Origin of the sequence: Pedosphaera parvula Ellin514, from assembly GCF_000172555.1 — a bacterium.
In the GTDB taxonomy this organism is placed as follows: domain Bacteria; phylum Verrucomicrobiota; class Verrucomicrobiia; order Limisphaerales; family Pedosphaeraceae; genus Pedosphaera.
Genome location: NZ_ABOX02000035.1, coordinates 15,891 through 28,219 on the forward strand (window position 1 = coordinate 15,891; position 12,329 = coordinate 28,219).

The following is a 12,329-nucleotide window of genomic DNA, read 5'->3' on the forward strand; positions in this document are numbered from 1 at the left end:
ACTTATCTTTCCACCACGAAGGAATTGGTGGAATGACACTGGTGCCCGTCCGGAAGGGCCCGGAATTCTAACCTCATCGGTGATTCTGCCGAACCCATCGAGCTTATCGCGCACGCGCCCCACAATCCAAATCCCACCGCCAGGCACGTTCTCTCGCGTAGGAGACGACGTGAGGAGTCTCTAACCTTGCTTCGAGATCCTCTTCGCGTACGCGACCAACGATCCTAAACACATCCGCCCCTCATTTCTCCTTCGCCACTGGTATTTCAATACATGGATAACACTCAAAGAGGCGAGTTGGAGCGGATACCGGCGAGCCGAATGGCTCGCTTTCCGGTTCTGCTCGTCTTGGTTTGCTGCTGAAGCATTGTGAAAAACGCCCGATTTGCGCCGCGAATATGCTGGGCTGGGCGCACAGTGTTTGACCTGCATGAAATATCTGAGTTAAATCATTTGGAGTATCAAGATGAACTTCCTCTTTCGCACGCAAAATTGGTTTGCCATCTTTGCAGTATTGATGGGGACTGGGCAAGCCTTTGCACAAACTTGGGTTCAATGGAGTGCGGCTGCTGGTGGGAACAACCATTATTACGCATTAACAACATCAGCCACGAATTGGACCACCGCTGAGCACCTGGCCATATCATGGGGAGGGACGTTGGCGACCATCACAACCTCCAACGAGCAAAATTTTATCAATGCCAGGTTCCTTACCGGAGCGTATGAGCACCGGCCACTCTGGATCGGCCTCATTGACCGTCACGCGAATAGCCGATTGCGACAACTTAAAAAAAAATTTGGCCTCACCACACACACCACGTTCAATTGGGTGACAGGCGAGCCGCTTACCTACAGTAATTGGAAACCAGGACAGCCGGATGATTTCGGTGAAGATGAGTTTTGCGGGACCATAAATTGGCACTACTCAGACAACCCGCCGAGAGGAACCAAAGGGGATTGGAATGATGCGCCCCTCAATGGCACTATCGGTTTTGGAGGCACCACGGACGGTCCGTACTTTGGATTGGTGGAGCGGGATACCGATCCAAGCCGGCCGGTCAAAAGCAGTAATAAATACACCTTGGCCACCATTCTCATCACAGTGTTTGTTATCCTGCTGTGTATCTGGGTCACCCGCCTAAAACGCCCCAAAAACCCAACAGGTTAAAATGCCTCACCCGCGTACGCGGCCAACGCCCCCCAATCCAACCACCAGGCTCGTTCATTCTGGTAGGGAACACGCTGCGCCGTTTCCCAAATAAGGCCAAGGATGCTTAACCTAACGCCCCACTCAATCCGCGTACGCGGTCCAACGACACCAAACCTCGCCCGAGCAAACGTTTAATGGTGGAATGACGATGGTGCCAGTCTGGAAGGACCCCGAATTCTAACCTCGTCGGTGACTTTGTTCATCCCACCGAGCTTATCTGCGGACGCAGCCCACGATTCCACGTCGTGCGCAAGCCATCAATTAATGGTAAGGATTGGTGCCCGTCTGGAAAGACCTGCCGCTCGCTCCCTGACAAAGCCCGCGCCCCCACTCATCCCATTTGCTCCACCCGCGTAAGCGACCAACATATCCATCCCCGCGCGCAAGCAATCCATTAAATGGTGGAACGAGGCTCTGCCCGAATTCTGACAACGTCGGCGACCCTGTTCGCTCCATCGAGCCCATAGCGGACGCGACCCAAGATCCCAAACATTCAACCAACCCTTGCGCCGTGGCACCTGCTCATTCCTTTGCCCTTTTCCCCAAAAAAACCACAAAGTGGTTTCGGCTTACAGCCCAAGGTTGTCGTGCCTCGTTCGATTTGGCGCGACTACCTTTGGTACAAGTGCGTAAAAAACCTTCGGCCCAAAAACGTCAACCTCCTCCACCAAGCCCAACCGAAGGATCGAAAACGCACCAACATCCCCATCTCGCCGATAGCACGCGACCAACGATTCCAATCCTCTGCGCCAGCAATCAGTTAATCGGTGGAATGACGCTGGCACCCGTGTGGAAACACCCGGAATTCTGACCCCGTCGGTGACTTTGTTCCGCCAATCGAGCTTACCTGCGGACGCAGCCCACGATGCCACGTCGTGCGCCAGCCATAAATTAATGGTAAGGATGAGCTGCCGCTCGCTCCCTGACGAGGCCCGAGACCCCACTCATCCCATTTGCTCCACACGCGTACGCGACCAATAATCAAAATCCTCACGCTTCCCCAATCTGAGAATTTGAAAATCTGACAATCTGATATTTCCCTTGGCCATTCGCCGCATTCTCCGCGCAAGGCCCCTTCCCCCTCAAACTTCTTCAGGGCTGAAAGCCTGCCATGTGAAAGCCTGGGGTGTAGCGCAGCGGAGCCCCAGGTAACCATTCCCATAAAAACCTTCGGCCCAAAAACGCCAACCTCCTCCATCAAGCCCAACCGAAGGACCGAAAACGCATGAAATCCACCGCCTTGGCCACATTCCGCTGTGACCTTGGTAATTACATCATTAGACATTCCGCTCCCCCTCGAAATCCGAACCATCTTAACCCAGGAAGTAATCAAACGTGACGTCCTCGAAGGCGACAAGGCCGAAGCCAAAAAGAAAATCGCCCGCTCCCAAGGCCGCACCCTCCGCACACGAACCACCAAAACCACCTCCGACACCACCACCCCAACTACCGACGCAACTCCACCTTCTGCAACTCCCAATCCCATCATCCAACTCCCCCAACCGACCATTACCACCAACCTCGAACCACCCAGTGCCACCGCCTGAAAACCAAGCCCACCCACCCGCGTACGCGACCAAGGACTCAAAACTCGCGCCAGCAATCAATAAATCGGTAGGGAACGCGTTGCGCCGCTTCCGTGACCTCCCTCGCGGCATAATCCAATTCATCGTGCCCAACGCGTAGGCGATCCACGATAACCATCCAACCGCCAGGATCGTTCGCTTGCGTTGGTAAGGACACATTGCCGCGCGCTCCCTAACAAGGCCCGCGCCTTTCTCCCTCCACATGCCTCCACCCGCGTACGCGACCTGCGATTCCACCTCCCCACGCCCCCCAATCCGCCGCGCGCCAAAAGTAAGTGTTACCCTTGATAGAAACGAAGGAAGCTGGGGCACGGGTGGCAGTCCAGCCTCCCTCGCTCCATTTCTTGGGTGGGTGTGTTCTATGATAGATAGGGGGCAGGTCCAAGCGGACAAATTTCCAAGAGTTTTGAGGCGAATAATATGGTGTCAATTACGGTCAACCAGGCCGGCCGATGACATGAACCGCAAAGTCAGTGCACAACCCGGCATTGGCTACACTGATTTTGTTAGCTCTTCGTTCTCGGTACATGGATAAAAATACGCTTCTGTTTGGGATCCAATAACGAAACAACGAGTTCGTCGTCCTTCTGTTCCAACTGCAATTCGTGGGTCACCCATTGCTGGTGTCAACCGGCAAAACGTTACCTACCTCAACTTTTCCAGCCGAGGGGTCGGTCCAAATTATTTACACGAAAAGGGATCGATCCTAAGTATTTACAATTTTGCGTGAACACAATTGATTTCGGTCAGGCCAGTTCATGGTGTGGCTCCAAGTGCTCGCCACGCTGGAAAGTCCAGGACAATTGCGATTTTAGGTCTTCGTAATCCATCAAATTATTAATTATGCATTGCGTCCGCTTCCTGTCGAAAAACAAAGCCCGCATCCGCTTTCCTTTGCCTTCTCGCGATGATGTCCGCCAAGGCTTTGTATCGGCTTTTCACCGATGGCTCCTGGCTGTTGGCCATATCAGACCACGCGCCATGGCCCTCATAGTAGGCTACCGGCCGTCTTTCCCAAACCTGATGCTTTTCATACGCGCGAAGATACTCATCGAAATAAGTCAGGAACGCAGGTTTGGTCAGCAGATCCTTATTGAACTCCATTTCCATGCTCGTACCGCAGCCTTCTGCAAACTGGCAGGCAGCTTCGAGCCGATCGGTTGGCGTGGGCTGACGATGAAAAAAATAATTGGGCTGCTGGTAAACGAAATCAAAACCGTACTGCTGCCAGTTTTTCCTTCCCTGAGGCCACGAGGGAATCCAATATAAATGGGAACCTTTCGAATGGATGTATGCTCCGATTTCCTGCGTATGATGCACCTGCCACGCGCGTTCGAACACCCAATAGAATCCGGCCAGTTCCAGGTGCTTGTAATTTTTCTCCTGCCAACGTTTAAGCACCTCGTCAACATACCATCGCGCCGCCCTCAACCGCTCCTCCGCCTGGTTGAAATCCAGAGTCTTCCCGTCCAACTCGCCCCATTCCGAAGTAATCACAACCCGATTCGGATCCGAGCCCGTCATCGGGGTGGGAAGTGTTATCACGACCTGACGTTTGCGGATGGGCTTGTGTCCTTTCGCCGCCAGCGAATCCAGCAGTTGATCCAACGCCGCAAGGCTTTGTCCATCTTGAAAGTACTGGTCCATCAACTCCTGCCAGTCACGCTTCGTCGCGTCTTTGCGCTGGGTAATCGGACACAGCCGCGCACCCGAAGGCGCCAGGAAATCGATAAAAAGAAACCCATCAAAAAGCCACTCAAACTTTCCCTCCACTTCACGGTAAACATAAGGCTTGAAACCATCCATCGTCCAAGGCTGGCGACCCGCTCCAGCCTCATAGATCAGCACCAGGTCAGTGATTGAATTAGTCTTGCTCGTTACGATCGACCCCCGTGCATTCGCCGAAATTTCCGCTCCCGCCTTAATTTTAATTGCTTCCCCCTCCTGCCCAAAGGCAAAGCCAGCCACCAACAGCGTGCAGGCAAAAAGAACACCTGCCCTGCCCATGAATTGAATCGCCGTCATCAAACCAATAATTGCTTCAGCGATACAACCTGTCGACAGCAATTGCGTAGGAGATGACGTAAGGAGTCTCATAAAGGGGTCGCCAATTAGTGTTGGTGTCAACCGGCACAGACAAAACGTTACCTGCCTCAACTTCTCTGGTTCAGTTGCCTTGACGGCCAAAGTGCATCCAGAGCTGCATCCGATCCTTTCATTTCATGCGCTTGGATTCCGATTGCTTCTTATTCGGTCAGTCACCCATCAGGTTCTAGCGCGTGCTGAGAGCTTTTTAAAAGGTTTCGCCCATTAAGTTCCGGGAATCCAACAAGCGAGACCTTAACTCCTCATTGTTTGCTCTGCCTCCCCTGCAATATCACTTGTGCAGATTGCCTGATGTCCGGCGAAACCTTGGTATTCTGCGCCAACGCCTTCAAGTCTTTCAACGCTTCGCTCTCGTGACCTTTCTCATCTTCCGCAAAGATGGTGAGCAGCAGGGCCATGTCCTGGATGGGGGTCTTTCCGTCGAAGCCGGAAATAACATCCGGGCTGAAAAGGGTCACCCATCAGGGCTCAAAGAGATTATTGAACGGAATTGGCATGGAAGAAGCCGTCAAAAATAATCTGTTCGGTTTCCTCGGCTGTGTAAATGTACTGGTCAATGATGTCCGATGACATGAACTTGGTGCGGGAATATGCCCAGAGCAATTCCGAGCAGGCGTTTGCCACGCTCGTATCCCGGCACTTAAACCTGGTCTATTCAGTCGCCCTGCGGCAAGTGCGCGACCCTCATCTGGCAGAGGAAATCACCCAGGCCGTTTTTATCATTCTGGCCCGGAAAGCCAGCTCACTTGGTCCCAGGACCATCCTCTCCGGCTGGCTCTGCCGCACGGCACGATATGTTTCCGCCAACGCCTTGACCGTGCAACGCCGTCGCCAACGCCGCGAACAGGAGGCTTATATGGAAATGGAATCCGCTTCAAACGAGCAGGGATTTGACGCTTGGTCGCATATCGCGCCACATCTGGAGGACGCGCTGAATAGTTTGAGGGAGAAGGAGCATAACGCCATCGTGCTCCGGTTCATGGAAGGAAAGGATTTGAAGGAGGTGGGGATGGCGCTGGGGACGGGTGAGGACGCAGCACGGATGCGGGTGAATCGTGCGTTGGAAAATATGCGGAAATATTTCGCAAGGCGTGGCGTGACTTCAACAACTTCCATCATCGCCGGACTGATTGCTGCCAATTCCGTCCAGTCCGCTGCTCCGGAAATGGCGCCATCTGTGACTGCCGTCGTTGCGGCGGCCAAAGGAGCGAACGCTGGCGCTTCGACTCTGGCGCTGGTGAAGGGAGCCTTGAAAACAATGGTGTGGCATAAAATGAAAATTTCCGTCATCACCGGCGCCACGGTTCTTTTTATGGCTGGCATTCCGTTTTTTGCAACCGCCTTTTTTGCTCCAGCTGCAACAACCACCCAACTTCCTGCCGATATATCGATGAACAGAGGCGCAGGCACTGGTGACGCACTTTTGGTAACGGCCCGTTTGGAAAATGGCCGGGAATTATTATTGCTCGTGGACATAGGCGACCCGTATACCCAGTTTGACAGCTCATTGGCGCCATTATTGGGAAAGCCCCGCGGATTCACGTGGTCTTCTTCAACTTATGGCAGGGAAACCACGAGGCGATACAAGACGCCAAAGCTTTATCTGGGCGATACCCCGTTGGAAATGGGTGACTGGGTCGAGACAAGCACGCAGATAAAACTAATATCGAATGATTTGAGCCGGATTACCCACACCAACCGTCAAGTCATGGGAATCCTGGGCATGGATTGCCTGAAGCATTATTGCATTCAGCTGGATTTCACCACCGGCAAAATGCGCTTTCTCGACCCAAATCACTCGAATAAAGCTGATTGGGGCAAGGCATTCCCCCTGATTACCTCATTCTCCTGGACTCTCTTTGGCAGCGGGTATCCATTCATTCGCGAGAATCTTGCCGGTGTGAAGGGACAGGTTACCTTGATTGATACCGGCTGTAATTTCGACGGTTTTCTATTACCCAAAGTATACCGGCAATGGACGAATCACGTTGCATCGCCTGCGCGCGGCCAAACGCATTCTCCAAACTGCACGCTTGGCGGGGAGAATTACCCTGATTTGACTCTGCACGGGGACGGCGTATGCAATGCAGTCGGCCTGACCTTCTTATCACGGCATTTGGTCACGTTTGATTTCCCAAACCGAACAGTGTATCTGAAGCGGACCAGCGTCGGCCCCCTGGTTGATGAAGAGAGCGAAGCGGCCGTAAAATTTGTAGAGGGCCTGCGGGATAAGGGGCAACTTCCTGGCTGGACCAAGCTTGATAGGGGGCAGATCATTGGCTCTGTCTATCTCGTTTCCGGAATCCTCGAAGGCTACAAAATCGGCGACTCTGCGATGTACCATTATGCGGTTGCGCGAGCATCCAAGGATGGCCCCTGGAAATTGCAAAGAGCCTGGCGGACTGATCGGAGCGACCACCTTATTGAGGAGTTTCCTGCCCCATGAACCGTTTTCAACGGTTTCTCCTGTCGCACTCCGGAGCCGAACCGTCGGTTGGCAGGATGTGAACTGGTGTGATGGGTTACACTTCCGAGCCCCATGGCTGCGAACTCTGAACCAGTGTGCAGCCCTTTGCCAAACAACCTGAGACTGTTTACACTTGTCTCTCACACTCCAACTGCTACCCTCCACTCCCAATGAACAGGAGCGTAAATCAACCCCACCTTGCTTCGACCATGTCAAAATCAGCAACTCCTTCAATTCACGTTGATATTCCGCTTCGCACGGCACCCGCCCTCTTGTGCCTCTTGGCTCTGCCCGCCTACGCTGACAATACCAAGCAGGCAACCTGGACGGTCGCATCCGGCGGAAACGGGCACACTTTCCGCGTTGTCGCCAAATCCGGCCTCATCTCCTGGGATGCCGCCAACACAGAGGCGCTGGCGGCAGGTGGCTATCTGGCAACAATTACCTCCGCCGAAGAAAACAACTTCGTGTTCACTTTGATAGATGATCCAACCTACTGGACTCAGTCTTCCAATGATCATGGTCCCTGGATTGGCGGGTACCAGTTGGCCAACGCCAGCGAACCCGCAGGCGGCTTCACATGGGTAATTCAAACTGGTGCCTCCACTCCTGAACTATTTTCGTATGCGAACTGGGAATCGGGCGAACCGAACAATCTCACCAACACCATCAGTGGCACAAACTACAACCAGGACCGCGTATCCTTCTTCCACGCAGGAACCGGTCGTGCTGCCACCTGGAGTGATGAGTATAACCTGACTGGCTCAGGTCTGAATCAATGGACCAAATCCTATGTCATCGAACTCGAACCGACGCCACCCGTCCTTGCAAACCCCACAATCCAACCCGACCGTTCGTTCACATTCGCCTTCACCAATACTCCCGGCGTACCCTTCCACGTTCTGATGGCGACCAACCTTCCGTCAACCAATTGGACCGACCTGGGGAGCGCCACAGAAATTTCCCCCGGCCATTTTCAATTTACCGATTCGCAAACCTCCAACTCCTTCAGCCGCTTCTACCGCGTGATATCGCAATAAATACCTTCCAAGGTGCCCGGCTATTCCGATATTGCGGAGCCGTTCACGATCAGCATCGGTCTCTGGGTGGGCGCTGATGCGATTTATCGCGCCTTGACCACATGCGTTGCATCAGCCGTTGCAGCCTGCGTTGGCGGAAAAGTCCTCGATCATGAGCACGAATGGTCGGACAGTGATTTCAAAAAGTTGACGAGTTCACGAAAAGGTGGGAGAAAGTGCACAGCCTCAATGCCGGGGAATCCCGTTTTATGAAAATATTGTACATCGTTCATGCGTGTGTTTGCCTGCTTTTTTTGTGCTCCTGCCGCACGGCAAATCCAACTCACGTTCAAATTCCCGCCGAAATATCGATGAACAGAGGCGCAGGCCGCGGCGACGAACTTTTGGTAACGGCCCATTTGGAAAATGGCCGGGAATTATTATTGGTCGTGGACACAGGCGCCTCGTATACCCTGTTTGACAGCTCATTGGCGCCATTATTGGGAAAGCCTCTCGGAACCGCGAGGTCTGGTTCATGTTATGGAAAGACAACCATAACGCTATACAAAGCGCCAAAGCTTTATCTGGGCGATACCCTGTTGGAAATTGGTGACAGGATCACGACAAGCACGCAGATACAACTACTATCGAATGATTTGAGTCGGATGACCCACACCAACCGTCCGGTCATGGGAGTCCTGGGCATGCCCTGCCTGAAGCATTATTGTGTTCAACTGGATTTCGCCGCCGGCAAAGTGCGTTTTCTCAACCCAAATCCCTCGAATAAGGATGATTGGGGCAAGGCATTCTCCTTGACCGCCATTAACGGCGGAAGTCCGTCCATCCGCGAGAATCTTGCCGGTGTGAAAGGACGGGGTACTTTGATCGATACCGGCTGTAATTTCGATGGTTTTCTAACACCCAAATTATACCGGCAATGGACGAATCACGTGGCATCGCCTGCGCCCGGCCAAACGCGTTCTCCAAACGGCACGCTGGGCGGGGACGATTACCCTCATTTGACTCTGCACGGGGACGGCACATTTAGTGGAGTCGGCCTGAGCTTTTTATCTCGGCATTTGGTCACGTTTGATTTTCCAAACCGGACGATATATCTGAAGCGGACCAGCGTCGGGCCGCTGGTTGATGAGGAGGGTGAAGCGGCGGTAAAATTTTTAGAAGACTTGCGGGATCGCGGTCAACTCCCTGGCTGGACCAAGCTTGATAAGGGCCAGATTACTGGTTTTGCCTACCCCACCTCCGGAATCCTCGAAGGCTACAAAAGCGGCGACTCTGCAATCTACCTTTATGCAGTTGCTCGAACATCCAAAGATGGCCCCTGGAAATTGCAAAGAGCCTGGCGGACTGATCGGAGCGACCACCTTATTGAGGAGTTTCCTGCCCCATGAACCGTTTTCAACGGTTTCTCCTGTCGCACTCCGGGGCCGAACCATCGGCTGGCAATGCCATAAAGGGGAACCAGACCAAAAAAGGTTTGCTCCCAAATCATCACCTCCACAGAGTTTCCATGCCCCCTGTCCAGCAATTCCCACTTGAATCCACGATCTGTTCGGAAATCCGCATTTCAACATCTGTCTTCTTTTCTCCCATTCACGGAAAACGCTTCGGGACACGCGTGATTTGAGGAACGATTTCCATCGGGCCGATCCTGCCATCCGGTTAAACAAAAATATTTTGAAATTTTGTTTGACCAGTAAGATTACTGATGTAATCTTCGTACGATTGCAATTGTAATCGTAAAGGACGCATGAAGAAAATTCCACGTATCTCCGAAACGGAATGGGTAGTGATGAAGGTCGTGTGGGGCCAGTCGCCCTGTTCCGCCAGCCATATCATCGAAGTGCTGAATCAGCGCGATGCCGCCTGGCATCCCAAAACGGTGAAAGCCTTTCTGAATCGGCTGGTCAAGAAAAAGGCCCTGGGTTTCAAACTAGAGGGGCGGGCTTATCTCTATCATCCGCTCGTGCAGCAAGCCGAGTGCGCCGAGGCTGCGAGCGTTTCGTTCCTTGACCGGGTGTTCGGCGGGTCGCTAAAGCCGATGCTGGCGCATTTTGTCGCGCGCAAGCGACTTTCCCGGGAGGAAATCCGCGAACTAAAAAAGCTGCTGGAAGATCAGGAATAAGGAGGAAGCATGCAAGCGGTCATCGATTACCAATCCATGTTGCTCAAAGCTTCCTGGCAGGCCGCCGCACTCATTGTGCTGGTGCTGACCGTGCAGTGGGCCTTCGGCCAGCGGCTCAGTCCGCGTTGGCGCCACGGGCTCTGGCTGCTGGTGGTGCTCCGGTTGGCGCTCCCCTGGACCATTCCCTCCATGTTCAGTTTGTTCAATTTAATTAATTTCTCCAGGGCTTCTATGGCCATCGCCGGCCTGAGGACAACTTCCAGCTCGGCAGATTCTCCGGCCCTCCAAACGGCCACCTCCGACCTGGCAGGCAGCACTCCGCCGCAAGTTGCCATTACTCCAGCCGCCGTCGCGCCGAGATTCAGGGTTAACCCCGCCTGGCTCGCGCTGGTTTGGGCGGCGGGCGCTTTCGCCCTGGCGCTTTACCTGATGGGCACGCACTACCGGCTTTCACGGCGCATCGCGCAATGTCGTCCTTTGATTGACTCCCAGGTGATGAACTTGTTGGAGGACTGCAAACAAGTAATGGGCGTGCATGTGCCGGTGGCGCTGGTGGAGACGGCAGCGGTGGACGGCCCGTGTTTGTTTGGTTTTTTGCGCCCACGGCTGCTTTTGCCGCCAGGATTCACGCGCGGCTTTTCCCTCGATGAACTGCGCCACGTATTCCTGCATGAATTGGGGCATGTGAAGCGCCACGATATTCCTTTGGGGTGGTTGATGGCCTGGCTGCAAATCCTGCACTGGTTCAATCCGCTGGTGTGGCTGGCGTTTTCCCGGATGCGCGTGGATCGCGAACTGGCTTGCGACGCGCTGGCGCTTTCACATGTGGAGGAAGCGGACTACAAGCCGTACGGCCGCACCATAGTCAAATTGCTGGAGGGATTTGGGGATTCTCTGCGGGTGCCGAGCCTGGCGGGAATCGTCGAGGACAAACAACAAATGAAGGAGAGAATCAACATGATCACGAAACACCAAAAAGCGAAGCGAGGCACCGCATTGGCGGGGCTCCTGATAGTGGGCCTGGGATTACTTACGCTGACGGACGCGCAGACCGCCGATAAACCGTCCGCTGCCAGAACCGGCGCTGAAACCGCGCCGCCGAAGATCGTCGCCACTTCACCCTTGATCGGGGCGAAGGATGTGGACCCTGCACTGACCGAGATCACGGTCACGTTCGATCAGGATATGGGGCGCGGAATGTCATGGACCGGCGGCGGCCCGGACTTTCCTCAATCACCTGAAGGCAAGCGGGCGAAATGGCGCGACAAGCGCACTTGTGTCCTGCCGGTGAAACTCGAATCCGGGCACTACTACCGGATGGGCATCAACTCCACAAGTTACCAGAATTTTCGCAGCGCGACCGGTATGGCCGCCCCGCCCTCCGCCATCTATTTCACCACACAAGGGGCCAGCGATGCGCTCACGGCCAGGACACTCGTGCCACAGGTGGTCCGCATCGAACCGTCCAACAAAGCACAAAATGTCAGCCCGACGTTGACGGAAGTGCGTGTCACCTTCGACGTTCCGATGGGCGGGGGTTGTTCGTGGTGCACCGTGAGTGACGATGGTGCCGATTTCCCCAAGGCCCCGGAAGGAAAGAATTTTTATTGGACCAAGGACAAGAAGACCTGCGTGCTACCGGTCGAACTCAAGCCGGGGAAGACTTATCGACTGAGTCTCAACGACGCGGATAATAAGAATTTCCAGAGCGCCGCCGGCGTGCCACTGGAACCGGTGGCCTGCACGTTTAAGACAAGCGATAAGCCATAGAGAACCGTAAAGAGGCCGCCCAATCCAA

At 54.1% G+C, this 12,329-nt stretch carries 10 protein-coding genes; 7 read left to right on the forward strand and 3 right to left on the reverse strand.

What is annotated here, in order from left to right; translation table 11 throughout:
• The first annotated feature begins 466 nt into the window (after nt 1–466).
• Together CFLAV_RS21915 and CFLAV_RS35990 are read left to right on the forward strand one after the other, a co-directional pair.
• On the forward strand, nt 467–1,168 hold the full coding sequence (locus tag CFLAV_RS21915) for a C-type lectin domain-containing protein (protein WP_007417034.1): 702 nt from the start codon (nt 467–469) through the stop codon (nt 1,166–1,168).
• Nucleotides 1,169–2,466: 1,298 nt separating this feature from the next.
• Nucleotides 2,467–2,757: a hypothetical protein gene (locus tag CFLAV_RS35990; protein ID WP_192812807.1), complete on the forward strand. Its 291-nt coding sequence runs from the start codon at nt 2,467–2,469 to the stop codon at nt 2,755–2,757.
• Between the two features lie 37 nt (nt 2,758–2,794).
• On the opposite strand, the gene CFLAV_RS35695 is transcribed toward CFLAV_RS35990, so the two are convergent.
• From CFLAV_RS35695 to CFLAV_RS21935, 3 genes are all read right to left on the reverse strand, one after another.
• Nucleotides 2,795–2,953: a hypothetical protein gene (locus CFLAV_RS35695; RefSeq protein ID WP_160164634.1), complete on the reverse strand. Its 159-nt coding sequence runs from the start codon at nt 2,951–2,953 to the stop codon at nt 2,795–2,797.
• A 680-nt stretch (nt 2,954–3,633) separates the two neighbouring features.
• Nucleotides 3,634–4,893, reverse strand: coding sequence for a DUF4855 domain-containing protein (locus tag CFLAV_RS21930; RefSeq protein WP_083809085.1), 1,260 nt, complete (start codon nt 4,891–4,893; stop codon nt 3,634–3,636).
• A gap of 251 nt (nt 4,894–5,144) precedes the next feature.
• Entirely contained in the window at nt 5,145–5,360 is a 216-nt protein-coding gene (locus CFLAV_RS21935; protein ID WP_040549767.1) for a hypothetical protein, read from the reverse strand.
• Nucleotides 5,361–5,473: 113 nt separating this feature from the next.
• Between CFLAV_RS21935 and CFLAV_RS21940 the strand changes: the two genes are divergently transcribed.
• The 5 genes from CFLAV_RS21940 to CFLAV_RS21970 all read left to right on the forward strand — a co-directional run bounded on the left by CFLAV_RS21940 (nt 5,474) and on the right by CFLAV_RS21970 (nt 12,301).
• Nucleotides 5,474–7,348, forward strand: a complete 1,875-nt coding sequence (locus CFLAV_RS21940; RefSeq protein WP_007417042.1) for an RNA polymerase sigma factor — start codon at nt 5,474–5,476, stop codon at nt 7,346–7,348.
• Between the two features lie 230 nt (nt 7,349–7,578).
• Nucleotides 7,579–8,409 carry a C-type lectin-like domain-containing protein gene (locus CFLAV_RS32845; RefSeq protein WP_050785909.1) on the forward strand — a complete coding sequence of 277 codons (831 nt, stop codon included), beginning with the start codon at nt 7,579–7,581 and terminating at the stop codon, nt 8,407–8,409.
• A gap of 350 nt (nt 8,410–8,759) precedes the next feature.
• Nucleotides 8,760–9,797, forward strand: a complete 1,038-nt coding sequence (locus tag CFLAV_RS21955; RefSeq protein WP_007417044.1) for a pepsin/retropepsin-like aspartic protease family protein — start codon at nt 8,760–8,762, stop codon at nt 9,795–9,797.
• Between the two features lie 359 nt (nt 9,798–10,156).
• Nucleotides 10,157–10,531 carry a BlaI/MecI/CopY family transcriptional regulator gene (locus CFLAV_RS21965; protein WP_007417045.1) on the forward strand — a complete coding sequence of 125 codons (375 nt, stop codon included), beginning with the start codon at nt 10,157–10,159 and terminating at the stop codon, nt 10,529–10,531.
• 9 nt (nt 10,532–10,540) lie between these two features.
• On the forward strand, nt 10,541–12,301 hold the full coding sequence (locus tag CFLAV_RS21970; protein ID WP_007417046.1) for a M56 family metallopeptidase: 1,761 nt from the start codon (nt 10,541–10,543) through the stop codon (nt 12,299–12,301).
• The last annotated feature ends 28 nt before the right edge of the window (nt 12,302–12,329 follow it).